This window comes from Chloracidobacterium sp. D (genome assembly GCF_018304685.1).
Classification (GTDB): domain Bacteria; phylum Acidobacteriota; class Blastocatellia; order Chloracidobacteriales; family Chloracidobacteriaceae; genus Chloracidobacterium; species Chloracidobacterium thermophilum.
Window position 1 is genome coordinate 1868526 of the sequence record NZ_CP072634.1, and the last position, 24095, is coordinate 1892620.

At 61.3% G+C, this 24095-nt stretch carries 21 protein-coding genes; 9 read left to right on the forward strand and 12 right to left on the reverse strand.

What is annotated here, in order from left to right; all coding sequences use genetic code 11:
• Nucleotides 1-25: 25 nt before the first annotated feature.
• The 10 genes from ftsH to J8C01_RS07850 all read right to left on the reverse strand — a co-directional run bounded on the left by ftsH (nt 26) and on the right by J8C01_RS07850 (nt 12250).
• Complete coding sequence (gene ftsH / locus J8C01_RS07800) at nt 26-1939, reverse strand: ATP-dependent zinc metalloprotease FtsH (protein WP_049787484.1); 1914 nt, start codon at nt 1937-1939, stop codon at nt 26-28.
• Between the two features lie 205 nt (nt 1940-2144).
• Entirely contained in the window at nt 2145-3152 is a 1008-nt protein-coding gene (gene tilS / locus J8C01_RS07805) for a tRNA lysidine(34) synthetase TilS (protein WP_211431543.1), read from the reverse strand.
• A 23-nt stretch (nt 3153-3175) separates the two neighbouring features.
• Complete coding sequence (locus J8C01_RS07810) at nt 3176-4531, reverse strand: hypothetical protein (protein ID WP_211431544.1); 1356 nt, start codon at nt 4529-4531, stop codon at nt 3176-3178.
• Nucleotides 4532-4672: 141 nt separating this feature from the next.
• On the reverse strand, nt 4673-4948 hold the full coding sequence (locus J8C01_RS07815) for a sigma-70 family RNA polymerase sigma factor (protein WP_211431545.1): 276 nt from the start codon (nt 4946-4948) through the stop codon (nt 4673-4675).
• 125 nt (nt 4949-5073) lie between these two features.
• Nucleotides 5074-6414 (reverse strand): RNA-guided endonuclease InsQ/TnpB family protein, encoded by a 1341-nt coding sequence (locus J8C01_RS07820; protein ID WP_211431546.1) that lies wholly within the window; start codon nt 6412-6414, stop codon nt 5074-5076.
• Nucleotides 6405-7049: an IS607 family transposase gene (locus J8C01_RS07825; RefSeq protein WP_211432703.1), complete on the reverse strand. Its 645-nt coding sequence runs from the start codon at nt 7047-7049 to the stop codon at nt 6405-6407. Before J8C01_RS07825 ends, J8C01_RS07820 begins: the two co-directional genes overlap by 10 nt.
• Nucleotides 7050-7254: 205 nt before the next feature.
• Entirely contained in the window at nt 7255-8646 is a 1392-nt protein-coding gene (locus J8C01_RS07830) for an RNA-binding domain-containing protein (RefSeq protein WP_211432704.1), read from the reverse strand.
• A gap of 236 nt (nt 8647-8882) precedes the next feature.
• Nucleotides 8883-9461 (reverse strand): RNA polymerase sigma factor, encoded by a 579-nt coding sequence (locus J8C01_RS07840; RefSeq protein WP_211431547.1) that lies wholly within the window; start codon nt 9459-9461, stop codon nt 8883-8885.
• A gap of 123 nt (nt 9462-9584) precedes the next feature.
• Complete coding sequence (locus tag J8C01_RS07845) at nt 9585-11159, reverse strand: DUF4388 domain-containing protein (RefSeq protein ID WP_211431548.1); 1575 nt, start codon at nt 11157-11159, stop codon at nt 9585-9587.
• 68 nt (nt 11160-11227) lie between these two features.
• On the reverse strand, nt 11228-12250 hold the full coding sequence (locus J8C01_RS07850) for a hypothetical protein (protein ID WP_211431549.1): 1023 nt from the start codon (nt 12248-12250) through the stop codon (nt 11228-11230).
• Between the two features lie 288 nt (nt 12251-12538).
• Between J8C01_RS07850 and J8C01_RS07855 the strand changes: the two genes are divergently transcribed.
• From J8C01_RS07855 to dnaJ, 6 genes are all read left to right on the forward strand, one after another.
• Nucleotides 12539-12859 carry a hypothetical protein gene (locus J8C01_RS07855; RefSeq protein ID WP_041569156.1) on the forward strand — a complete coding sequence of 107 codons (321 nt, stop codon included), beginning with the start codon at nt 12539-12541 and terminating at the stop codon, nt 12857-12859.
• 84 nt (nt 12860-12943) lie between these two features.
• The gene (locus J8C01_RS07860; protein WP_211431550.1) at nt 12944-13552 is read left to right on the forward strand and encodes a cupin domain-containing protein; all 609 of its coding nucleotides are present in this window, start codon (nt 12944-12946) and stop codon (nt 13550-13552) included.
• Nucleotides 13553-13631: 79 nt separating this feature from the next.
• A complete protein-coding gene (gene hrcA / locus J8C01_RS07865; RefSeq protein WP_014100083.1) occupies nt 13632-14813 on the forward strand; it encodes a heat-inducible transcriptional repressor HrcA in 1182 nt (393 codons plus the stop codon).
• A gap of 225 nt (nt 14814-15038) precedes the next feature.
• The gene (grpE, locus tag J8C01_RS07870; RefSeq protein WP_211431551.1) at nt 15039-15959 is read left to right on the forward strand and encodes a nucleotide exchange factor GrpE; all 921 of its coding nucleotides are present in this window, start codon (nt 15039-15041) and stop codon (nt 15957-15959) included.
• A 121-nt stretch (nt 15960-16080) separates the two neighbouring features.
• Nucleotides 16081-17943 (forward strand): molecular chaperone DnaK, encoded by a 1863-nt coding sequence (gene dnaK / locus J8C01_RS07875; protein WP_081464882.1) that lies wholly within the window; start codon nt 16081-16083, stop codon nt 17941-17943.
• Between the two features lie 134 nt (nt 17944-18077).
• Nucleotides 18078-19223 carry a molecular chaperone DnaJ gene (gene dnaJ / locus J8C01_RS07880; RefSeq protein ID WP_014100086.1) on the forward strand — a complete coding sequence of 382 codons (1146 nt, stop codon included), beginning with the start codon at nt 18078-18080 and terminating at the stop codon, nt 19221-19223.
• Between the two features lie 144 nt (nt 19224-19367).
• On the opposite strand, the gene J8C01_RS07885 is transcribed toward dnaJ, so the two are convergent.
• Complete coding sequence (locus J8C01_RS07885) at nt 19368-19742, reverse strand: response regulator (RefSeq protein WP_211431552.1); 375 nt, start codon at nt 19740-19742, stop codon at nt 19368-19370.
• A gap of 245 nt (nt 19743-19987) precedes the next feature.
• Between J8C01_RS07885 and J8C01_RS07890 the strand changes: the two genes are divergently transcribed.
• Nucleotides 19988-20908, forward strand: coding sequence for a LysR family transcriptional regulator (locus tag J8C01_RS07890; protein ID WP_211431553.1), 921 nt, complete (start codon nt 19988-19990; stop codon nt 20906-20908).
• Here J8C01_RS07890 and J8C01_RS07895 read toward each other — a convergent pair.
• On the reverse strand, nt 20905-21603 hold the full coding sequence (locus J8C01_RS07895; RefSeq protein WP_014100089.1) for an ABC transporter ATP-binding protein: 699 nt from the start codon (nt 21601-21603) through the stop codon (nt 20905-20907). The genes J8C01_RS07890 and J8C01_RS07895 overlap by 4 nt on opposite strands.
• A 280-nt stretch (nt 21604-21883) precedes the next feature.
• Here J8C01_RS07895 and J8C01_RS07900 point away from each other — a divergent pair, with 280 nt between their 5' ends.
• Both J8C01_RS07900 and mnmE read left to right on the forward strand, forming a co-directional pair.
• Entirely contained in the window at nt 21884-22651 is a 768-nt protein-coding gene (locus J8C01_RS07900; RefSeq protein WP_211431554.1) for an arylesterase, read from the forward strand.
• 8 nt (nt 22652-22659) lie between these two features.
• Entirely contained in the window at nt 22660-24051 is a 1392-nt protein-coding gene (mnmE, locus tag J8C01_RS07905; RefSeq protein WP_211431555.1) for a tRNA uridine-5-carboxymethylaminomethyl(34) synthesis GTPase MnmE, read from the forward strand.
• The last annotated feature ends 44 nt before the right edge of the window (nt 24052-24095 follow it).

Genomic DNA, 24095 nt, shown 5'->3' on the forward strand with positions numbered 1-24095 from the left:
ATTATGTGTGGGCGTCATCTCATACTCAGGCGGTTGCCGGATTGTCCCCGGCCGCCACGGGCGGAATCAGTGGGTTGACAACAGAGGGACGTACCGCATCCGTCTTGGCTTCTTCGCGGTCACTGCTGCCGGTCGGTTCGTCATCCAGCGGCAGCCCGGCCACCAGCCGCCGGACCTGAATAGCATCAAGCGATTCACGTTCGAGCAGCGCCTCTGCCAGCCGCACGAGCGCATCTTTGTTGTCCAGGATGATCTGCCGCGCACGGTTGTACTGCTCCATGACGATGCGCTTCACTTCCTGGTCAATCTTGATCGCCGTGTCTTCGCTGTAATCCTGATGCTGCGCGATTTCGCGGCCGAGAAAGATTTGCTCTTCCTTCTTGCCAAAGGTCAGCGGGCCGAGTTGCGACATGCCGAATTCGCACACCATTCGCCGGGCCAGTTCAGTGGCCCGCTCCAGGTCATTGGCCGCTCCGGTTGTAACGTGATTGAGGAAGATTTCCTCAGCCAGGCGACCGCCCATGAGGATGGCAATCTGTCCCTCGATGTACTCGCGGGTGTGAGAGTAGCGGTCAGCTTCGGGCAACTGCTGCGTCAGTCCCAGCGCCATGCCGCGCGGGATGATGGTGATTTTGTGCACCGGGTCGGCATTCGGCACTTTGATACCGACGAGCGCGTGTCCGGCTTCGTGATAGGCCGTGTTGCGCTTTTCTTCGTTGGACATCACCATCGAGCGCCGTTCGCTGCCCATGATGACCTTGTCTTTGGCCCACTCGAAATCCCGCATGGTGACAAACTTCTGGTTGTTGCGGGCGGCATTGAGCGCAGCTTCGTTGACAAGGTTGGCCAGGTCAGCGCCGGTGAAACCGGGTGTGCCACGGGCAATGACGGAAATATCCACGTCGTCCCCAAGCGGAATCTTGCGCGTGTGGACGGCCAGAATCCCCTCGCGTCCCTTGACATCGGGACGGTTGACGACCACCCGGCGGTCGAAGCGCCCGGGCCGCAGCAGCGCCGGGTCGAGCACGTCGGGCCGGTTGGTTGAGGCAATCAGGATGACGCCGTCGTTGGATTCAAAGCCATCCATTTCGACAAGCAACTGGTTGAGCGTCTGCTCGCGCTCATCGTGGCCGCCACCCAGACCGGCGCCCCGGTGCCGGCCAACGGCGTCAATCTCATCAATGAAGATGATGCACGGCGCATTTTTCTTGCCCTGCTCAAACAGGTCGCGCACCCGCGACGCCCCGACGCCGACGAACATCTCCACGAAATCCGAACCGGAAATGGAGAAAAACGGCACGTTGGCTTCGCCGGCGACTGCGCGGGCCAGCAGCGTCTTGCCCGTTCCGGGCGGGCCCATCATCAGGATGCCTTTCGGAATGCGGCCGCCCAGTTTCTGGAACTTCTGCGGTTCCTTGAGAAACTCAATGATTTCCTGGAGTTCTTCCTTTGATTCTTCAACCCCGGCGACATCCTTGAAGGTGATGCGCTTGGCCTGGTTGGAAAGCAGCCGTGCCCGGCTTCGCCCAAAGGAAAGCGCCTTGTTGCCGCTCCCCTGCATCTGGCGCATCATCAGAAAGACAAAACCAATGAGCAGGAACACCGGCAGGTAGTACAGCAGAATGGTCAACCATATCCCGCTTGCGGCCGGCTTGCCCTGCACCTTGATGTCTTTCTCTGCCATGCGCTTCATCAAGTCGCCGGAAACGTTAGCCACGATGTCAGTCCGAAACGGCTTGCCGTTGACATACTTACCCGTGACTTCCGTATCCGAGATGACGGCCTCCTGGATTTCCTTGGCCTCGATCTTCTTAATGAGGGTCGCATAGTCAGGGTTGTCTTCCTTGAGCTGTCCGGTGCGGTGGAGCAAGCTCCAGAACAACACACCGCCAGCAATAATGACGATCCAGAGAACTACTTGTCGGACTGCCGTATTCAACGTCGCGCCTGCCTTTCCGTTTCAGTCTTCGCTTGTCTCGCTGTGAAGCTGACCGAGAAGCCGTTGCGTAAGCTTGTGGCGTGCGCCGGGTCGGCACGCCGGGTTGGGCCACTGACTTTACACGAACGGCTTTTCCGAGGGAAAGCCGTCGCGTCGTCTCACTGGCGGGAAGCGGCTCCCGCCTGCCTGCAATATAAGCCAACCGTCACGCTTCGGTGAACACCAGCGCGTCGGCGATCCGCCGTACCTGGCGTCCACCGGTCAAATCCACGCATTTTCCAATTGCATCACCGGGAAGAAGGGTCTGCTCGATGGCGGTGATGTGCCGGGAGGCTACGGCTGGATATTCTGCCTGTTGCGCCACAGCATGCAAGACCCGGCGGCGGATGGGCGGTGGCAAAACCAGCAGTTCACTTACCGGCAGCGCCAGTCGCCCGCTGGCGCGGCGCGCATGCTGTTTGAGCCAACTCTGGGCCAGCGTCATGAGGTACTGCTGGTCTTCGCGCGCCTGGGCGGCCAGCCGCGCCAGCGCACTGCCGACCTGTGGGTTGAGCTGTTCGAGTTCGGGCAGCACGCGGTGCCGCAGCCGATTGCGTGCCCGTGACAGGTCGTGGTTGGTTACATCCTCCCGAAACCGTACTCCGTGGTACCGGGCGTAGGCGACAATCTGCCGGCGCGAGACCGTCAGGAGCGGTCGGATCACCTGCACCGGCGTCCCGGCGGCGAGCGGCCGTAACGGCGCAATGGCAGTCAGGCCGGCAAGACTCGTCCCCCGCACGAGGCGGAGCAGAACCGTCTCGGCCTGATCGCTCTGGGTATGTGCAGTGGCGACGAAAGCCGCGCCCAGACGCTCTGCCGTCCGTCGCAGAAACGCATACCGCACCTGTCGGGCCACGGCTTCCAGGTTGCCGCCGCCAGACGCCACAGACTGGGCAATGTCAGCGCGCTCCACGGTCCAGTCCAGCCCCATCTGCGCGGCCGTTTCGGCAACCAACTGCGCATCGGCAGTGGACGCCTCCCCACGGAGACCATGGTTGAGATGAGCGACATGCAGGCATTGCGCCCGGCAGTCTCCACACCAGGTGTGCAGGGCGTGGAGCAGCGTCATGGAATCGAGTCCGCCCGACACGGCCACCACCACCCCGGCGGACGGAAATCCCGCCACCTGACGCAGCCAGGCCACATTCAAAATGGATTCAGCCGTGAACTTCATCCCACACCACGCCGGAACGGGGGTTACTCGTCATCAAGCGGTGGGTAATCAAAGGGGTGATTGGCCAGTACGGCCCGCATGTTGATCTGTCCGAGCAGTGTTTCCAGAAAGGTGGCGAGCAGGTGAATGGTCTTGAGCAGTTCTTCGAGGTTGCGCGCCGACTGGACGGTATCCAGAAAACGGTCGTATTCGTCCCAGTCCTTGTACATCAGAAAACGCAACGATGTGTCCCGAAAGAGCGTGATGCGCTCGATAAGCGGGGCAACGGCGGTCTTTTCCGGTCGGGACTCGAAGCGGCGCAGGTGGCAGAGCAACCGCCAGATGTCCTCGCGCAGGTGGAGAGACTGTTCGAGTTTGGTCTGGAACATGTCGAAGGCGGTTGCCCCATCGAAACCCGGATCGAAGACCACGGCCAGCGCCACCAGCGATTGTTGGAAGCAGTCGCGGAGCAGCCCGTGGGCATTTTCCACCCGCGCGTAAATGGGCGGCGCCTGATTGAGTTCCGCAAAGCCGGCGAGTTCGCGCCCGTAAATCTTCTGGAGTTCCATTTCCAAGGCATATACCGTCGCGTCAAACGCATCGGTGACATCCGGCAGCAGATTGGGCAGGCGCATCAGGCGGTTTTCGATGAACTCAATCAGGGCTTCCGTCTCAGCGCGTACCAGGATGAAAATGGGCAGCGTGCCTTTGAGGGGGCGGTCCTGACGCAGATCATCCTGGATGAAGTCGAGGTAGCGTAAGAAACGATAAAAGCTGCTGAAGACGTGCCGCAGGTCCTGGCGCAGGGCGAGATCGGACAGCCCCAGGAGCAGTTTTCGCAGTGCCTCAGACTGGATTTCCGGCTTGAGCGTCCGCATCTCCGGCTGGGCAGCCAGACGGCAACCACTCCGTTCAATAGACTGGTTCAACAGACGCCCGACAGCCGTGAACGTGTGGTAGCCAACCGGCTTTGTCCGCACCAAATCCTCCACAACCGTCCGAACATCAAAGAGCGATTCCGTCAACTGGTACAGCGCCGTGACCAGCGCCGTGTCAGCCGGCGTCAGCTTTGGGGAAAGTGCAGGGTCACTTTTGAGCGTTGGCGCCTGTAAAGCCCCGATGATTTCAGTGGACAGATAGTTCAGCCGCAGCAGTGACTGGCGCACAATCCGCAGTTCTTCGGTAAAGTCCCGCTGGGCAAGGGTGGCCCGGCCCTGCTCTGAAAGTGGATGTAGATCAACCCGAAAAAAACACGCCATGCTTTGAAGCAGCATGTCGAGTTCAAACAGCCACCGCTGCCCCGTGCCGGTCAGTGTGGTTTCACGGACAGGGGGCGGCAGCGCAGTTGTCTCCGCTACGACCTCATCCACTGTCGTCGTTACTGGCTGGGCATCGTTCATGGGACAGGGCCAGGGTGCAGGAACAGAGGTGAAAGAAAACTGATGGGCTGAAGAGAAGATAGAACAGAAAATAATGTAAACCGGCAGGATTGTATAGCCACTTACCTTGGAGTCCCGGACTGGTATCAGTCCACCCTGGATTCAATCCGCCAGGCTGGATGGAGAAGCAAAAAACGCCGCCAGATGCCGCTTCAGCTCCAGTTTGGCACGAAATAAGCGCGATTTGACCGTGCCAACGGCCACGCCCAGCACTTCGGCAATCTCCTCACAACGGAGTCCGTCGTATTCCTTCAGCACAAGGGTATCCCGAAACTCCGGCGGCAGGCGTTCCAGGGCGGCACGCACCAGCCGGGATCGCTCCTGGGCTTCAAACATCACATCCGGCCGCCCTACTGCCTGCGGGTTCCAAACTGGCATCGGAACGAATACCGCCGGAACCGTTGCCAGTCGCCTTGAGGGATTCCCCGACGGTCCGGTTTCTTGGTCTGCCAGCGCCCCTCCCGTTGACTTTGCCAAAATCATCGGGGTTTTATGCACTGCTATCAAGAATGTGCGCAAAAGTGCGCACGGTTCTCTTCCTGCCCCGACGCGTCCTGTTGACCACCGTCGTATCTGACAGGCGTGACTTTCCCGACTACGGCGGGGACGGTCCCCGCCGCAGCGCCGCCATTGCTGGACGGACTCGCCACGGGTAGGGCAGTTTCGGTTGCCAGCCGTTTCAGGTTCAGCGCCGCATTGAGGTCACGGTCATGGTGCGCACCACATTGAGCACACACCCATTTTCGGTCTCTCAATGTCAGCGCCTCGTTCTTCCAGCCACAGATGGAGCACAGTCGGCTACTTGGATACCAGCGATCAGCGATGGTAAGACGAGTACCGTAGCGCCGGGCCTTGTATTCCAACTGCGAGCGCAACATCCCAAAACCCACGTCAGAGATGGCGCGGGCGAGTTTCTCGTTCTGCAGCATCCCTTTGACGTTTAAATCCTCGATCACTAACGCTTGGTTTTCGCGGCAGAGTCGAGTCGTGAGCTTGTGGGTGAAATCCGCTCGGATATTGGCCATGCGGGCATAGAGCCTTGCCAATATCGCAGCGGACTTCTGCCGGTTGTTCGATACCGGCAGGCGCGTTCCTTCAGGCAGGCGGGTATGGCGTTCAAATCCTGCTGCCTTCCTGGCGGCTTCCAGCTTGCGGCTGAGACGTCGGCTACGGTTTTCCAGACGGCGCAGCGCTGCTTTGAGCGGCTTTGGCGCCTCGATGACTTCACCGCTGGAGATCGTTGCGGCAGCCTTGATGCCCAGGTCGATGCCGTTGACCTCGTGCGACGTGCGACGCCGATAAAATTGCGCATCAGGCACCTCGACCTGTATGGCCACAAACCAACGATCCGCGGTGCGAGAAACCGTTGCGCCCAAAATCCTGCCCGCGAAGCGCAGTTCCTCGGTCATGGCGACTTCACCGATCCTGGGCAGACGGATCGTCTTGCCTTCCAGGGTGAACTTGTCGTTGGCAACATAAAAGCTGTCGCGGCAACGCCCCTTTTTCTTGAAGCGCGGTGCGTGTGCCTCTTTGCCAGCCTTGAGGTCGGTGAAGAACCGTTCCCATGCTTTGGCGAGATTCCTGAACGGCTGGGCGTGGGCATCCCGGTGAATGTCTTGCAACCAAGGCCGACCGTTCTCATCGAGCCACTGCGGGTCGGTGTACTTGATGGCGTTGAACTGTTTTTTGAGCGCCATGGCGTTTGGCCTGCCGCCTGCTGCGTATTGCCTGTTCCACTCATTGAGCGCCCAGTTCCAAACACGCCGCGCCGTGCCGCAGGCGCGCTTGAAGTAGTCCACTTGCTCAGGAGTCGGACAAAGAGCGATCTTGTGGGTTAGTTGCATTGTTGGGCCTTTTTGACGTCATTTACATCCTGTTTCAGCGCTTCATCCAACTTCTTTCGATAGTTCCTCAAACCGTACAGCCGGGACGAAAAACAGCGCACGATGGTCATTAAGTCCTGCACCATTTCCTGTTCGGGAGACAGCCGTTCCTGGTTGAGTACCAGCACTTCGCAGCCATGGGTTTGGGCGTAATGTTCGAACCACTCAAAGCCGAAACGGGTGAGGCGGTCCCGGTGAGCGAGGATCAGCATCCTGACTTCCCGTCGCCCGATCTCGTCCATAAGGGCCAGAAACCGCTTGCGCCTGAAGTCCAGCCCGCTGCCCACTTCCTCGATAAACTCGACCCCCGCCAATCCCTTCGCCACCACGAACTCTTCCAGCACTTTGCGCTGATTCGCCAGGTCCGGCTTCTGCGCCGCACTCGATACCCGACAGTAGGCGACAAGCTTTGTTGGCGCATGGTTGGCCTGCCGCAAACCGATGAACTCACGGATCTGCGTCTCAGTGTAGAGGCGGCGGTTGCTGTCCGTTCGGGCCACCGGAATCAGCCTTCCTTCGCGTTCCCAACGCTGCAACGTCTTGACCGAGACACCAAGGAGTTTTGCCGCCTTGCCTGTGCTTATAGTGCTTTCCATGAGCATTATTATACACTATCGCGTACTATACGGCAAGCTAGAGTCCGGCTCCTATTCTCCGGCTCCGTGCTGAAGCCTTTACCCCGGACAGCTTCAGGCGCGAGCCGCCTGTCCGGGAACGGACTCGGTAAAGGCTTGTTCCACAAGGAGTTCCAATTCACTGCCAATTTACTGCCAATTCACTGCCAATCCACTGCCAATCCACTTAGCCCTCGGCGAGGAACAGCACGGTGCCGCGGCCTTTTCCCGTTTGACGGATCAAACCGAGTCCTCGGAGACGCTGAAGATCACTTTTGAGTTCGTTTACGTCGAGTTGCAAAGCCTGTTGAATCTTCTTCCGCCCAATCCCTGGCCGTTCTGAGAGCAACTGCAGAATCTTCCGCTGGCGCTCTGTCAAATCCTGCCTGACTTGCTGCGGTGGGATGTAGCGACTGGGTCGAAAGCGCACAAGCACCAGGTCAGGGCCTTCCTCAATTTCGGGACGCGGGAGGCCGGCTTGCTGTGTCAGTTCCGCCATCTTCAGCGTGCCCCGGCCCCACGATTCGATAATGCCGCGGCGGTGGAACACCCGCGCGATCAGCGGGTTCCACGGCCGCGATTCGTGAGGCTGAAATAACTGCTCCGGCGTCAAGCCAAAGTGCAGGTTGCCAGTGGAGGTGATCTCCAAACGATCCTGATAGATGGCCAGGCTCACCGACCCGCCGCCGCTGCTGTAGTCGCGGTGACACAGGGCGTTGGCCAACGCCTCCCGCAGGGCGACCGGCGGATACAGCGGGTCGTCAATGCGCTCGAACAGCCCCGGCACGATCCGACCCGCGATCGGCAGGTTCTCCCGCAGAAAGCGTTCCGCTTTCTGCAGCAACTCGAAGGCGTGCCCGTGGAACTGGCGATTGTCCAGAAATTCGCCCTTATCGATCCCCTTGAACTTCGCCACCCGCAGCAGACATTGGGGAAACTCCGCCTCAATCCGCGGCTGCTGGCCAAACAAGACCACCGCCGCCCGCAACAGGACACCATCCCGTGACAGCCCTAAACCGCGCAGCAACTCCAGCGGGTCGCGCGTGCCGGGTTCCTCCAGCCGGCCCCGGCGGATGGCTTCATCAATGGTGCGGGTGAGTTCGGTTCGGTCGAGATCGGCGACCGTCCACCTGTCTGCGGGTTCGGTCTCCCAGCGGCGCTCGCCGTGGAAGCGCTCGATCAAAATCCGGTTGTACTCGTCCCGGCTCATTCTGGGGCTGGTGTTACCGACCCGCTTGTACGCCTGTCCCTTGTAGCTGTACGGCCGGTTCGGGCCCGTCGAGACTTCAACAACGATGACTTGCCAGCCCGGCTTCACGTCCACGCGGTCGATCTGAGGGAAAACCGTCGGCTCGATCTGCTGGATTTCCTGGGTCAGTTCCTCAATGGTGCGATCTGAAACCGGCTGGCCGACAATCTGCCCCAAGGGATCGACGCCGAACAGCACGCGCCCGCCGCGCTGGTTGAGCATGGCGCAAAGGTCGTGCATCGCCTCCGAACGCTGGCCGGTGGTCTTCTTGAACTCCAGCGTTTCCGATTCGCCGGCCGCGACGAGTTGTTGCAGTTGTTCGAGCGTCATCACATCGCCCTCCCGACGATCCGCTCGGCGTCCGGCACCCGCAACTCGCCGGAGATCAGCTTCGGCAACAGTGCAGACCGCAACGCGGCGAGGATGCGGGATTCCAAGATGCTCTCTTGAAGTCGGCCGATCATCGGCTTGAACCGGTCAGTGAACGTCCCGGCCACTTCGGGTAATCCACAGTGGGTTCGAGTCCCTCTTGGGAGGCTACCGGCTGGTATCAGCCCACCCTGGATTCAATCCGCCGGGCTGGATGGAGAAGCAAAAAACGCCGCCAGATGCCGCTTCAGCTCCAGTTTGGCGCGAAATAAGCGCGATTTGACCGTGCCAACGGCCACGCCCAGCACTTCGGCAATCTCCTCACAACTGAGGCCGTCGTATTCCTTCAGCACAAGGGTATCCCGAAACTCCGGCGGCAGGCGTTCCAGGGCGGCACGCACCAGCCGGGATCGCTCCTGGGCTTCAAACATCACATCCGGCCGCTCTACCGCCTGCGGTTCCCGCACGGGCAGCGGCTCATCATTCGGCTCTGGCGCGACCATCACCCGGTGTTCACTCCGGCGCGTATCGCTGACCAGACGATTGAATGCGATCCGGTACAGATAGGTCTTGACCGAAGCCTCACCACGCCAACTCCCGGCATGTTCCACCAGAGCAACAAAGACATCCTGGCATAGCTCCTCAGCCCGTACAGGTGAGGCCAAACGGCGCGCCAGAAAACGGTAGATGGCCATCCGGTAGCGTTGATAGAGCTGGTTGAACGCCTGTTCATCGCCCTGCTGAAACGCGCGCAGGAGTTCTTCATCAGTAGCCATGACCGGCTCGTGGGGTAACGAGCATTTTTTCAACCGGTGGACAGCGCCAGGGCCAGGCAAGACAGCCTGCCCGGCGCCAGCGGCCTGGCCGGCGCCAGCGGCCTGGTACGATGGCAGCGACCACTACTTCTTGAAGAGCTTGTCAAGAAAACCACCGCTTTTGTTGGATTTGATGGCATCGAGTCCCTTGCGCGCGGCTTTGGAGTCAGGATCGAGGCGCAGGGCCTCATTGAACATTTTTTCCGCCTGAAGGTTCATGTTGGCGCGGGCATAGAGTTGCCCCAGCGCCACGAGGGGAGCGGGGTTGAACTGGTCCAACTCGGCCGCTTTCTTGAGGGACTGTTCAGCTTCGCGCTGCATCTTGGGATGCGCCGCAAGCGTCGTGCCCAGCAGCAAGTGGTAGCGGGGAGCGTTCGGGTTGAGGGTCACGGCTTCCCGCAGCAACGCCACAGCACCGGCAAAATCACGGTTGGCAATTTTGGTACGGGCGTCCTGAAAGGCCTGCTCTGCCCGGGCCTCGCGCTGCACTGTCGTTTCGGCCGGTGGCGGCGGTGGGGCGCTTCCCCGTGGCGTTGGGGTGGCGGCGGACAGTGGCATGGGGGCGAGAACGGCAGGCTTTTCACCGGCGTCCCGGATGGCTTCGTAGGCTTCTGTAATCCGCGCAAAAATTGCCTCCACCTGGCGGCGCGTCTCCAGGGTGGCACTGAGGTGGCGGTCAGGGTGGAAGTCCTTGGCCAGCCGGTAGTAGGCATCCCGAATCTCATCCCGCGTGGCGTGGGGTGAGATCCCCAGGATTTCATAGGGATCATTTGTGGTATCAAGCCGGGCCTGCATTGCCAGCAACATGTTGACAGCCTTGAGGGAGCCAGTGCGCTTGGCGGCCGCATCCGCAGCCCGTGGGGGCACAATCGGCGGCGCACTCACGGCCTGTTCAACCACTTCGGCCGGAATTTCCATCTGCCCGGTCTCCCGGTTGAGGACCGGCGCGGCGTGGCGTTCCAGAATTCCTGCCGAAATCAAGCCGTACAGTGCCTGCAGGACAACATTCGGGGGGGCGTTGACGAGCATCATCGCCTGCAACACGTTCATGGGAATGTTGATGCCATTCACCAACTGGCGCTCGATGGGCTTGAGCGACAACGACTGGGTGCGCAGCAGGGGGTTGTTCGACGGACCAATCAGGCGGTTCAAATCACCCATCCCCCGCTGGATGACACTGAAATCCCGGATGCGGCGGACGCCTTCCAGAATGATGTTTGCCGTCGAAAGCTCCAGCCGCAGGTCTTCCGGCACCGGCTTCTCCTGAGCCGTGAAGTGATACTGCCCACTCGTCCACTCGAACATCGAGTAAATGATGCCCAGAATCTGAAAGGTGACGGCGTTGGACAAGTCCCGTTCAGAAATGATGCCCTGCTCCACCAGCACGCGGCCAAACCGCTTCCCACGGGTCATGGCGGCCGAGGCCCGCTGGAAGTCTTCCTGTGACAGCAGGCCATAACGCATCATGCTTTCGCCAATGCGGTCGGCGCGGTCGTTGCTTCGCGCAAACACAATGGCACCCAGCTCAAAGTAAATGGATTTGGTGAGCGCCTGGTGGTTCACTGTCAGCTCGCCGCTCAGACGCCGGGTGTAAATCCGCCGGATGACATCCGGCAGCGCATCCTGAATGAGATCACCCTGCAACAGTGGACTCGTCACGGCACACTCCTCTTGGGTTCAGGTGAGTGGAGTCAGCCCCTTGGACGGCCAGCTTCACCCCGCCTGTATCATTCCACTTCCACAGCCTCACCGTCCTTGCCCTTGATGATCGGGTCAGACGGTCGCGCCCGCTCTCCCTGGCGGTCCGCTCCGCGCAACACACCACTATCGTCCATCAGGAACGAACGCCGCCCGGTTTCCCGGTAACGTTCCGGCACCGCATGAATCTGAAACGTCGGGGGAACCGTCTGGTTGTTGACCACCACCTCGATGCGATAGCCCCGGTAACGCCCATCGGCGAGTCCGGTAATCTCCCCTGCCCGGCGCAACTCAGCCAGCGTGCCAAAACGATTCTGCCCAACACCTAACGCATAGCGTGCCTGGGCTTCCTGCAACTGACTGAGCAAGGGTAACACGGCCGCTTCATTGGCAGCGACCCGGATTTCAAACAACCGGTCAAGATCAAACACTTCATCAGTTTGCCCGCCAAAATCAGCGGCATACAGGGCAACGATGCGCCAGGTCTTGAGTTTCCGGTCACGGGTGAGCACCACACTGATCACCACGGGCCTGGCCTCTTCGCTGTTGAGGGACGCCCGCAACTCGACCACCGACAGGTTTTCTTCCGTGATGTCCCGAAAGGCGATGTTGCCGACGATGCGCGTTCCCGAACGCAGCAGCATCTCACGCGCCCCGCTCCCCGTGATGACGGACTCCACCCGGACACCCCGTCCAGCCAGCCGGCCGAGGGGGTGATCGCCCAGCAGCGCCTGCCGGATGTCATTGTAGGCGGCGTTGTCGTTGGTCGCCAGACTGGAGAGCGTCGCCTGGGCGCGGTCAGTAAAAAAGGCCCGGATGGACGGGTCATCCCCCCGAAAGAAGGCTTCCACACACGACGCGACAATATCCACCGGACGCAGTTCGCGGGAACGTTGGGAAGCGGCTGCGGCCACAACCGGTCCGGCGAATGATTCCGGCCGGGCTGACAGTTCCAACCGCTCTCCCCAGGCCGGGAGAGCAACCAGAGGGGTGAGCAGACTGAGGGGGCTGACACCCAGGACGCAGGCAAAACGAAAAAAAACGCCAACCACAGGCTGGCGTGCGTGTTTGAGAAGGATAAGCACTCTGCATAGGCATCATCATTATGGATTGTTCCGGTGCGTTTCAAGCTGGTCTCTGGGCAGGGCCATTTGACAGCGCCGCCGGATGCGTTCACCTTGGTCATGGCTTATCATACGTCCGCCCAGAGGTGTGGCAGCTTTGGGGACGCCACTGGCCAGGAGAAGTTGCCCGAAGAGGGGCAGTCAAATGCTGGACGTGACGGCATCCGCATGGAGGTGGGAAACCACCCCCTGGGTTGCCGCATCGCATGCTGTGCCATGTACGACCGAGTGATCCGCCTGCGCGGGAGTGAAACCTACGAACTGGCAACCCGTACCCGTTTCGGTTACGAACTCGATCCCAGCCGCAACTTTGGCATCCGGCTCGTCGTGCGGGCCTATGTTGTGGCTGAGGACTACAGTATTGAAGATTTTGCGGCCATGGTGCGGAATGAAGCGGCGCGCCGTGAAGAAACACAGCGTTTTCGGGCAGCCTTTGCGCTTGACAGCCGCGATCTCGACGCTCCCTACCCCGAATCCCACCCGGAACCTGAGCCACCGCCGACCACGCCGCCCGCCGACCTGCCGCCCAAGCCATAACGCCTGACACGTGAGGCGGTGGTGCGCGGTGGTTTCCCGGAACTGCCCCGGCCACAAAAGTAACCAAGGAGTGACAGGCAAGCTATGGAAACCCTGCCCCCAACGATGAGCCGTCAACCCTCCTCCGCACCGGAGGGACATCTGTTCCCCCACGGGGCCACCCCCTCGGCCGCGTCCCCGGTTCACCGTTTCACGCCATGCACAGAGCCTTTCCGGTGGGAAGGCATCCCTGTTACGGCATACCAGTCCACCCCGGCGACCGCTGCCGACTTTTCCGGTATTACCCGGCAGACGCTGTTTGGTCGCAGCGGAGAAACCATTGGTTTTGAAGTGCGCTACTTTGAGATTGCCCCCGGCGGCTGGTCATCCCTCGAATGCCACGAGCATGCCCATGCTGTCATCGGGCTGCGCGGGTCTGGGAAAGTGCTGCTGGGGGACACCGTACAGACGCTGGGGTTTCTTGACCTGGCCTACATTGGGGCCAACTGCGTTCACCGCCTGGTCAATGACGGGACGACACCGTTCGGCTTCCTGTGCATTGTGGATGCGAAACGAGACCGTCCGCGCCGTCTCCGTCCGGCCGATGTACCGGAACTGCTGGCCAATCCCGTGTTGGCTCCGCTCATTCAGCGGGCAGTGCCTCCGGTGCAAGAAGATGCCATTCAGACAACACCCCGCGCTGACCAGACCTGAGAAAGGGTGCGGCTTGACACTTTTTTTTGACCGGTGGTAGCTTTTTTCAGCATCTTTTTTTCAAAAAAACCAATGGTTTATGGGCAAGCGGCGGCCAGTTCATGGACTTGATGAACGTAGTCACGAGCTACTTCTGGCGCTCGTTCGCCTCCACATTGCCACAGGCGAACCCATTGGCTCGCGGACGCTCTCCAAACAAACCGGTCAAAAGCTGAGCCCGGCCTCTATCCGCAACATCATGGCAGATTTGGAGGAGCAGGGTTATCTGACCCAGCCGCACACCTCCGCTGGACGGGTTCCAACCGACCGTGGCTACCGCTACTATGTGGATACACTGCTGGCGGATTTCGACGCACGTCCTTCCCGGACAGATGAAGAAATCATCCAGCGCAGCCTGTTTTCCGATCCGACGGTGACTGGCGAGGATGTCTTGGCCCGCGCCTCCCACGTCCTTTCCAACCTGTCGTCGCACGTCGGGATCGTGCTCTCTCCGCCACTTTCCCGTGACATCCTGCAACACATTGAGTTTATCCGTCTCGAAGCCCGCCGCGTCCTGGTGGTGGCCGTGTCACGTACCGGACTGGTCCGCAACTTCGTGGTGCGCCTTGACGAAGACCTCTCACCGAGCGAGTTGGAACGCACGGCCAACTACATTGTCGAAAACTTTGCCGGGCGGAGTCTGGCGGATATTCGCGTCGAATTGCTCAAGCGAATGTCAGAAGAAAAGCATCTCTATGACCGGCTGCTCAGGAATGCCCTTGTGCTGTGCAACCGGGATTTGGGCAATGGTGCGACCGAAAGCGATGTGTATGTGGATGGCACGGTCAACATGCTTGATGCCCCGGAGTTTGCCGATGCGGCCCGTATGCGGGCGCTCTTTCGCATGTTCGAGGAAAAAGGGCGGTTGGTCAAAATCATCAATGCCTGTCTGGCACAGGCCGAAACCACCCGGGGGATCGTGGTGCAAATTGGTATGGAGCATCACGTACCCGGCTTGCGGGACTGTGCCATCGTGACAGCTCCCTATCACTATCGGCATGATTCCGTTGGGAGCTTCACGGTCGTCGGTCCGATGCGCATGAAGTACGGGCGGGTGATGCGTCTGGTCGGCTACATGGCAAAAATGTTTGACCAACTGCTGAACGACGCCCCTTCTTCCCCGTTTCCCCCGGCGCTTGTCGGGCCGCAGCCCGTGGGTTCGCTGGCAGGCCAGATTGAAATCGTGAACCTGTCCAGCCGCTATAATCTGGTCGGGGGATGAATGAGCAGGCAGGGTTTGGAATCGTGAGAGTTGGTTAGGCGATACTTGATGCCGTCTCCACAACATCCTTTCAGTCAAGGATTTCTGGTCTGGTAACCAAACTTCAGGGCGCAGTGAAGCGGTTGTGCCACAATATCCGGCAGGTCGTTATGGTATTGCCTTCGGCACGCCCGTCAGACCTGCTTTGAGGAGGACAATCCGGTGAATACTCCCGTGGGCAATGTTATGCCGAAGCTGGATACACCACCCAAACGACGCACCATTGAAATTGAGCTTCCCATGGAAGTCCATCCAGCGGACGCGGGGCCGGAAGCCACTGCCTCCTCACCAGCGGCTTCTGTTCCGGGTCAGCCGAATAACCCGGTGGTTTTGGATGTCCTTGAACTGGGGGAAGAAAGCACGGGAGAGCCGGCGACAGTTTCTTCAACTTCCAGTGCAGCCGGAACAGCCACGGAAACGGCTGCCGCCTGTCCGCCCCCGGCATCGGCGGCTTCCCAGGAGACAGAACCGGCGACAGCGCCAACAGAAAGTCTCCCGGCCGGGAGCACCACCAGCGGCAGTCACGCTTTTTCTGAAGACGAAACCATCAAGCTGCTGATGGACCTCGCCAGCCTGCAGGAAGACCTCGAACGCGCCCGCGAGCAGACCACCTCGGCCCGTCGCCACGTCGAGATCGTCCAGGAACAGCTCTCCAAAACGCTCGTCGAAAAAAGTGCCGTCCAGGATCAGCTCCAGCGGTTGATGGCCGAGTTCGAGAACTACCGGCGGCGCGCTGAACGGGAAAAGACCGAAGCGCTGGAACGTGGCAAACAGACAGTCCTGCTGGCGATGCTGGAAGTCCTGGACAACCTCGAACGCGCCTTGGCGACCGGACGGGGGGAAGGGGGGACACTCGCCGATTTTCTGGCCGGGGTTGAACTCATTCAACGCCAGGTTGTGGACAGTTTATCCAGCTTTGGCGTCAAGCCGGTTCCGGCCGTTGGTGAAACTTTTGACCCTACGGTTCACGAGGCAATTGCCACGGACGCAACAGACGAGTACAAACCCAATACCGTCCTGGCTGAACTCAAGCGCGGGTACAAGCTCGGTGATCGGCTGCTGCGCCCGGCAATGGTACGGGTAGCCGTTCGCCCGCCCGCTTCCTGAGTGCCGGACGGCTCAGCTCAGGTAGGCAGACCCCGCACGACAGCACGTTGTGCGCCGTGTCGCGGCGCACCGAAAGTCATTTCTTCACGCATGTCTTCAGGGCATGCCACGGACTGATGTCATGGGCAAAGTTATCGGCATAGACCTTGGTACAACCAACTGCTGCGTCGCCGTCATGGAGGGTGGGACAACACAAATCATTCCCAACAAGGAAGGGGGGCGCACGACGCCCTCGGTTGTTGGTTTTACCGACAAGGGCGAACGACTGGTGGGGCAGATTGCCCGGCGGCAGGCGATTACCAACGCTGCCAACACCATCTATGCTGTCAAGCGCCTCATCGGCCGCAAGTTCAACTCGCCGGAAGTCCAGCGCGCGCGTGAAACCTGTCCCTACGAAATCTGTGAATCCTCAAACGGCGACGCCTGGGTCCGCGCCCAAGGTCGGGCCTACAGCCCCCCGGAAGTCTCGGCCATCATCCTGCAGCGGCTGAAAGCCTCAGCCGAAGATTTCCTGGGCGAACCGGTCGAGGAAGCCATCATCACGGTTCCGGCTTACTTCGATGACTTTCAGCGCCAGGCGACGAAAGATGCCGGCAAGATTGCCGGCCTCAACGTCCAGCGCATCATCAACGAGCCAACGGCGGCGGCGCTGGCCTACGGTGCCGGGCAGCACAAGTCGGAGCGGATTGCCGTTTATGACCTCGGCGGCGGCACGTTTGACGTGTCGGTGCTCGAAATGAACGACGGCGTGTTTGAAGTCCTCTCGACCTGTGGCGATTCCTTCCTGGGCGGCGAGGACTTCGACCAGCGCATCATTGACTGGCTCATTCAGGAATTTCTCCGTGAAACCGGCATTGATCTCCGCACCGACCGGCTGGCGCTCCAGCGGCTGAAGGAAGCCGCAGAACGCGCCAAGTGCGAACTTTCCTCCACGCTTGAAGCCAACATCAACCTTCCCTTCATTGCTGCCGATCCGGCTTCCGGCCCCAAACACCTCAACCTCAACCTGACCCGCGCCAAGTTTGAGGAACTGGTCAAAGACCTGGTTGAACGCACGGTTGAACCCTGCCAGAAAGCCCTGTGGGATGCCCGTCTCAAACCCGAAGACATTGACCAGGTGTTGCTTGTCGGCGGACAAACGCGCTCCCCCATCATTCACGAGTGCGTGAGGAAGATTTTTGGACGCGAACCCAACGCGAGCATCAACCCGGATGAAGTCGTGGCGATTGGCGCTGCCATTCAGGGCGGAGTCTTCACCGGGCAGGTCAAAGACCTCGTCCTGCTCGACGTTATTCCGCTCTCGCTGGGGATTGAAGTTCGCGGAGGGCTGTTCCAGAAGATCGTCGAGCGCAATGCCACGATTCCGGTGCGCAAGTCCCTGACCTTCACCACCGTGGTGGATAACCAGTCCAGCGTTGAAGTGCACGTGCTTCAGGGTGAGCGTGAAATTGCCAAGGGAAACCGCTCGCTGGGACGGTTTGAGCTGATTGGCATTCCTCCGGCCCCGCGTGGTGTTCCGCAAATAGAAGTTACCTTCGAGATTGATGCCGACGGCATCGTGCAGGTCTCCGCACGTGACAAAGCCACCGGACTCGAACAGAACATGCGCGTCACCCCCACTTCGGGGCTGTCCCCCGGCGAGATTGCCAACCTCATTGCCGAGGCCCAGCGCAATGCCGAAAGCGACCGCCAGTTGAAGGAACTCCTGCTGTTGCAAAGCCGCCTGGAGGGACTGCTGCAAAACACCCAGCGGTCGTTCGGTGAGTTTGGCTGGATGCTTCCGGCGGAAGAACAGGAACTCGTGCGGGAGACACTCATCGGCGCCAAGGAAGTCCTCAACATCCAGGACGCGGCTGTGGTCAAACAGTGGCTCGACGCGCTCGAACAGGCCGCTCAGATCATCACCAATGCCATGTTCAATGCGCCGGCAGGCGACCAGCCTCCGCCATCCGAAACCGGCGGCGTGAAGATGTTGACGGAATGACACCCGTCGGAAATGGTAAGGCTGACCACTGTGGCCCGGCCCGGTCGGGGGCCACGCAGACACCCCACACAGCCGTCGGCAGGCGTGGCCCGACGGGCTACGGCAACCTTGCCTGGTTTCGGAAGGATTGAGGCATGGCAACCAAACGGGATTACTACGAAGTGCTGGGCGTTGCGCGCAACGCAACGGAAACGGACATCAAAAAAGCCTACCGCCGCCTGGCGATGAAATATCACCCGGACAAAAATCCGGGGGATGCCGCCGCTGAGGAAAAGTTCAAGGAAGCGGCGGAAGCCTACGCGGTTCTTTCAGACCCCGAACAGCGTGCGCGCTACGACCGCTTCGGGCATGCCGGTGTTGGCGCGGCGGCCGCGGGTGGCTTTGGTGGCGGCTTTGCCGGTTTCCAGAACTTCGAGGACATCCTGGGCGACCTCTTTGGCTTCGGCTTTGGCAGTACCGGCGGCGGACGCCGCAACAGTCAGGTCCAGCGCGGCGCTGACCTGCGCTACGATCTGGAACTCACCCTCGAAGAAGCCGCCAATGGTGTCACCACGCAAATCCGTGTTCCACGGCTCGAAACCTGTGGTGACTGCGGCGGTAATGGGGCCGCCCCCGGCAGTCCGCCGGAGACCTGTCCGACCTGTGGTGGGCTGGGGCAGGTTCGCTACCAGCAGGGCTTCTTCAGCGTGACCCGGACCTGCCCCCAGTGCCGTGGGACGGGCCAAATCATCCGCAATCCCTGTCGTACCTGCCGGGGTGAAGGACGGGTGCGGCGCGAAAAACGCATCGAGATCAAGGTCCCGGCCGGCGTGGATGACGGCATGCGGCTGCGCGTCAGCGGCGAAGGCGAAGCCGGACTCGGCGGCGGCCCGCCGGGCGACCTGCAGGTGGTCGTCCACATCCGGGAGCACGAAATTTTTGAACGGCAGGACAATAACCTGCTCTGCCAGGTGGCGATCGATTTCGTCGAAGCCGCCCTGGGTGCTGAAATTGAAGTCCCGCTGCTGAACGGGCAGACGACGATGAAGATTCCCGAAGGAACACAATCCGGGACGACATTCCGCCTGCGGGGCAAAGGGATTCCGTCACTTTCGGGCGAAGTGGGCGATCTGTTCGTGGTCGTCAACGTCGTCACCCCAACCAACCTCACCCGTGAACAGCGGCGGCTGCTCGAAGAATTCGCGGCGGCTTCCCCCAAGCGCGAAGGACGCAAAGCCGTCCGCAAAACCGAAGAGAAGGGTTTTTTCGACCGCGTCAAGGACGCCATCTTTGGCACCTGACACCTGCCGGAGCCGGCCGTCGCCGGCGGCCGCCAAAAAGGGGACCCTGTAAAGGCTCCCCCAGAAACCGCCCGGCCGCCTGACCGGGAGGGAAGCCCCCCGGCAGGGCTTGATTCTCTGGGGAATGGTGGAAACGGGCTTCGGCTACCGGGCGGCGATGCTCTGGCGGAGCGTGTTCCGTAACTGCCCCAGATTGAAAGGCTTGGGCATGACCGTCACATTGGGGCGCTCCCGGAGCTGGTTCAGCCGCGCCTCATCCTGAAGGGCCGTAATGAGAATAATCGGCAGGTCGGGCTGCTCCGCATGAAGCTGCCCGATGAGTTCTTCGCCGTCCATACGCGGCATGAACAGGTCCGTGACAACACACCGGATGGCGTCGCGGTGCTGGCTGTAGGTCTCAAATGCCTCAACACCATCCTCGGCCGTCAGGACCTTGTATTCCAGACTCAGCACGGAAACCAGCAAGTCGCGGATGTACGACTCATCGTCCACAATCAGAATCGTGTGCGGGGATGTCATACGATGATGGGGAAACTCAGGCAAAGTCCAGCAGCCACGCGCCCGGTCAACCTGTAACTGGTGCTGGCGGTCTCCAAGCATGCCGAGTGCACCAACCCTGGTCAAGCCAACCGCGGGCGCGGGAACGAAACTGCATTTTGTTGTTCGTCAGATGAAAAATACTTTCACACACTGCCAGCCTTTGTCCACCCAGGGACAGCGCACCCGATGGCGGCCCACGTGGGTGCGGAAAGGACTTCTGCACCGTGGACCTGTCGCAGCTTGAAGTCTTTGTCGCCGTCGTCGAGGAACGGCACTTTTCACGGGCCGCCAGCAAGCTGGGACGGACGCAGGCGGCCGTCAGCCAAACCATCAAAAAGCTTGAAGGCGACCTTGGCGCGGCGCTGCTTGACCGCAACTCGAAAGGCGTTATTCCCACTGAAGCCGGACGGCTGCTGTACGACTATGCCCGCCGCCTGCTCGATCTGCGCGATGAAACGACCCAGGCGCTGCGGCAGCTCGACACCCTCACGGCCGGGCGGCTGGTCATCGGCGCCAACGAACAGACGGTGACCTACCTTCTGCCCTGGCTGGAGCGTTTCATTCGGATGTATCCGGCGGTGCACGTCGAGGTCAAACGCTGCCGGGCCAGCGATGTACCGGCCGAAGTCCTGCGGCACAGCGTGGAGTTGGGCGTCATCAGCTTCGCGCCCCCGGAAGCCGGACTGCACGCCCTGACCATTGCCACCGACGCTGTGGCACTCGTTACGGCCCCGCACCACCCGCTGGCGGGACGCGCCTCGGTCTCCATCCGGGAGCTTGGGCAGGAGACGTTCATTGCGCACAACGTCGTCTCGCGGTATCGGCTTCAGGTCGTCGAAGCCTTTGCCCGCCACCGGACGCCGCTGCGGATTACCGTCGAGTTGCCCTCTATCGAAGCCATCAAGCGCATGATCGAGGCCGGAATCGGCGTCAGCCTGCTGCCCCGCCTGTGCGTGGCGGCTGAAGTAGCGCGGGGGCAGTTGGCGGCCGTTCCCGTCCGGGAAATGCGTCTGGCACGCAAGCTGCGCGTCATCCATCGGCAGCCGTCGTCGCTGTCGCGCGCAGCCCAGGCCTTTATCGCCCTCGTCCGCCATCCCGAACCGGAAAACACTTCACCGGAAAGCACGCGGCCGGAAAACACCTAAGTGGAAGGTAACGGCTCGATGGAGAGCTTCGGGTTGTCGAGCACAATGCGGCCGTCGCGCAGTGTGATGGCGCGGTCGGCCGCCCGCGCCAACTCCTCGTTGTGTGTCACCAGCACGAGCGTCGTTCCGGTGGACTGGTTGAGTTCACGCAGCAGCTCGAAAATGCGCATGCCGTTGGCGTAGTCCAGATTGCCGGTCGGCTCATCGGCCAGCAGAATGGGCGGCTCGTTGGCAAAGGCGCGGGCAATGGCCACCCGTTGCTGCTCGCCGCCGGAAAGCTGTGCCGGGTAGTGATGCCCCCGGGCGCTGAGACCTACGGCCGCAAGCAAGGCTTTGGCGCGCTTTTTGGCGTCCCGTCGCCCGGCAATCTCCATGGGAATCTGGATGTTTTCGAGGGCCGTTGCCGTCGGGATGAGGTGAAACGCCTGAAAGACAAACCCGATGGTGCGGCTCCGAAATGCGGCCAGCGCGTCTTCCCCCAGGCGCGTGATGGAAGTCCCGGCCAGGATGACTTCACCGGTCGTCGGCGTATCCAACCCGGCCATCAGACCGAGCAGCGTGGATTTCCCGCTCCCGGAAGGGCCAAGAATGGCGGCAAACTGTCCGGCCGGAATGAAGAGATCAAGCGGATGGAGAATCGTCAGGCGGCTCTGGCCGCTGAGGGCTTGCTTGGAAAGCTGCTTCAGTTCAATCATTCGGAATCGGGCCTTACCGCCAGAACTATGCCGCGTGCGACATCCGGCGTTGATTTGGGCTTGTCCGCAACATACCAGTTTTTTGCACCGGCTGCCCGATCAGTCAGCACCTTCAGGTTGTTGGCAACCGTGGGGCAACGGCGACGCACTGACCGCCACCCCGTCGCTCCACTGACGGCTGTCCGTGACAGGTTATCCGACTGGTAAAATCCAGGCACTGTACGGCGTGCACATGCGCTAATATCGAAATGCCATCTTTTGCAGCCCAGCGAACGGACGTATGAAGGCACAGCGCAGTCGGGTTGGCAGCTTCGCCATCAGTCTTCTCATCATCAGCAGCAGTCTGCTTGCCGGCGGATGCAGTCGTACCGGCACAGAAGCCCCGGAAAACCTGCCCGTCCTGGCGCCAGCGCCCACGGACGCCGCACCCACCGCCCGGCCGCGGATCGTTGTCCTCGGCGACAGCCTGACGGCCGGTTTCGGCCTGCCGCGCGAAGCCAGCTACCCGACCGTGCTCCAGAAGAAACTCGATGCCGCCGGACTGAACTATCAGGTCATCAACGCCGGTATTTCCGGCGACACCTCGGCCGGCGGCGTCGAACGGCTCGACTGGTCGCTGGACGGCGACGTGCGCATCGTCATCCTCGCCCTCGGCGCCAATGACGGACTGCGCGGGCTGCCCCTCAACCAGATGGAAGCCAATCTGCGCACCATCATCGAACGCGCCCGTGCACGCGGAGCGCAGGTCATCCTCGCCGGTCTCAAAGCTCCCGCTGAAGCGGGACCCGACTACGGCGCACAGTTTGAAGCCGTCTATCGCAAACTCGCCCAGCAGTACCGGTTGCCGCTCATCCCGTCCCTGCTCGAAGGCGTTGCCGGCCGGGAAGAACTCAATCAGGAGGACGGCATCCATCCCAACGCGCGCGGCGCGGCCATCGTCGCCGACAACGTCTGGAAAGTTCTCGAACCCGTCGCCCGGCAGCAGCTTGCCCAATCGCAGTCCAATCCCGATGCGCCCCCGGCGGCCAAGCCGGCTGGCGCACGATAACCCGGCGGATGCCCACCTACGACTGGCAGGATACCATCGTTGCCATTGCCACCCCGCCCGGCCACGGCGGCATCGGTATTGTCCGCCTCAGCGGCGAACGCGCGCTCGACATCGGCGCCACCCTCTTCCGTGGACGGCGCGCACTGTCCAGACACCCCTTTCGCCTGCTGCGCGGCACGTTTCTGGACACCACCGCGGACGAAACCATAGACGACGGGCTGGCCGTCTATTTCCCGACCCCACGCTCGTTTACCGGTGAAGATGTCGTGGAGCTGCACGCCCATGGCTCACCCGTTGTGCTGCGCCGCCTTGTCGCCTGCGCCATGCGGGAAGGCGCACGGGCGGCCCGGCCCGGCGAGTTCACCCTGCGCGCCGTACGCCACGGCCGCCTCGATCTCGCCCAGGCCGAAGGGCTGCGCGACCTCATCCACGCCCAGACAACCTACCAGGCGCGGCTGGCCGCCCGGCAGATGCGCGGCGCGCTGTCCACCCGGCTGCAACCGCTGAAGGAGCAGCTCCTGACGACGATTGTCCACCTCGAATCGGCCGTGGAGTTTGTCGAGGAACAGCTCGATACGCATTCACGCGCGACACTGGTGGAAGAACTGTCCCGGCTCGAAACCCAAGTGCGCCAGCTCGCCGCAACCTACCGTGCCGGACGCCTCATCCGCGAAGGGCTGGCGCTGGCCATCGTCGGCCGTCCCAACGTCGGCAAATCCAGCCTTTTCAATGCCCTGCTCGACGCCGACCGGGCCATTGTGACTGACGTTGCCGGCACAACCCGCGACACCCTGCAGGAAGTCGCCACGATTGGCGAACTGCCTGTCCGGCTCATGGACACCGCCGGCATCCGTGACACCTCGGACATCGTCGAGCGCATGGGTGTTGAGCGCAGTTACCGGGCGCTGGCCGATGCCGACATCGTGCTGTTTGTCGTGGATGCCGCAGCCGGCCCGCACCCGGACGAAACGCAGGTCATCGGACACCTGCGCCAGCGCCAGGCCATCTGTGTCGTCAACAAGCTGGACCTCATGCCGTCCGTCGTGCCGTTTGAGTTGTTCCTTCAGGAACATGACCTCACATGTCCGGTCGTCGGCGTTTCAGCACATACGCGGGCCGGGCTGGCCGAGTTGAAGGCCACCATCCAGCAGGTTGCCGTCGGTAGCAGCTTCGACACCAGCCAAGACTGGCTGGTGACGGACGCCCGGCACGCCACCGCCCTGACGACCGCGGCCGAGGCGCTCGGTTGCGCGCGCGAACTGCTGGCCGAAGGGCATTCGGAAGAAGTGCCACTGGCCGAACTCCACCGCGCCCTGCATGCCCTGGGCGACATCACCGGCGAAACGGGCATTGAAGAGGTGTTTGACCGCATCTTCGCCACCTTCTGCATCGGCAAGTAAGCCGTGTGCCTCTCGATGCTGCCTGAAAAACACTCCCTCTGAAG

What these genes read in the sequence shown, in the direction of transcription:
- tilS (WP_211431543.1), bottom strand. Translation starts at nt 3,152, where the DNA reads ATGAAGTTCACGGCTGAATCCATTTTGAATGTGGCCTGGCTGCGTCAG.
- J8C01_RS07810 (WP_211431544.1), bottom strand. Translation starts at nt 4,531, where the DNA reads ATGAACGATGCCCAGCCAGTAACGACGACAGTGGATGAGGTCGTAGCG.
- J8C01_RS07815 (WP_211431545.1), bottom strand. Translation starts at nt 4,948, where the DNA reads ATGCCAGTTTGGAACCCGCAGGCAGTAGGGCGGCCGGATGTGATGTTT.
- J8C01_RS07820 (WP_211431546.1), bottom strand. Translation starts at nt 6,414, where the DNA reads ATGCAACTAACCCACAAGATCGCTCTTTGTCCGACTCCTGAGCAAGTG.
- J8C01_RS07825 (WP_211432703.1), bottom strand. Translation starts at nt 7,049, where the DNA reads ATGGAAAGCACTATAAGCACAGGCAAGGCGGCAAAACTCCTTGGTGTC.
- J8C01_RS07830 (WP_211432704.1), bottom strand. Translation starts at nt 8,646, where the DNA reads ATGACGCTCGAACAACTGCAACAACTCGTCGCGGCCGGCGAATCGGAA.
- J8C01_RS07840 (WP_211431547.1), bottom strand. Translation starts at nt 9,461, where the DNA reads ATGGCTACTGATGAAGAACTCCTGCGCGCGTTTCAGCAGGGCGATGAA.
- J8C01_RS07855 (WP_041569156.1), top strand. Translation starts at nt 12,539, where the DNA reads ATGTACGACCGAGTGATCCGCCTGCGCGGGAGTGAAACCTACGAACTG.
- J8C01_RS07860 (WP_211431550.1), top strand. Translation starts at nt 12,944, where the DNA reads ATGGAAACCCTGCCCCCAACGATGAGCCGTCAACCCTCCTCCGCACCG.
- hrcA (WP_014100083.1), top strand. Translation starts at nt 13,632, where the DNA reads ATGGGCAAGCGGCGGCCAGTTCATGGACTTGATGAACGTAGTCACGAG.
- grpE (WP_211431551.1), top strand. Translation starts at nt 15,039, where the DNA reads ATGCCGAAGCTGGATACACCACCCAAACGACGCACCATTGAAATTGAG.
- dnaK (WP_081464882.1), top strand. Translation starts at nt 16,081, where the DNA reads ATGGGCAAAGTTATCGGCATAGACCTTGGTACAACCAACTGCTGCGTC.
- dnaJ (WP_014100086.1), top strand. Translation starts at nt 18,078, where the DNA reads ATGGCAACCAAACGGGATTACTACGAAGTGCTGGGCGTTGCGCGCAAC.
- J8C01_RS07885 (WP_211431552.1), bottom strand. Translation starts at nt 19,742, where the DNA reads ATGACATCCCCGCACACGATTCTGATTGTGGACGATGAGTCGTACATC.
- J8C01_RS07895 (WP_014100089.1), bottom strand. Translation starts at nt 21,603, where the DNA reads ATGATTGAACTGAAGCAGCTTTCCAAGCAAGCCCTCAGCGGCCAGAGC.
- J8C01_RS07900 (WP_211431554.1), top strand. Translation starts at nt 21,884, where the DNA reads ATGAAGGCACAGCGCAGTCGGGTTGGCAGCTTCGCCATCAGTCTTCTC.
- mnmE (WP_211431555.1), top strand. Translation starts at nt 22,660, where the DNA reads ATGCCCACCTACGACTGGCAGGATACCATCGTTGCCATTGCCACCCCG.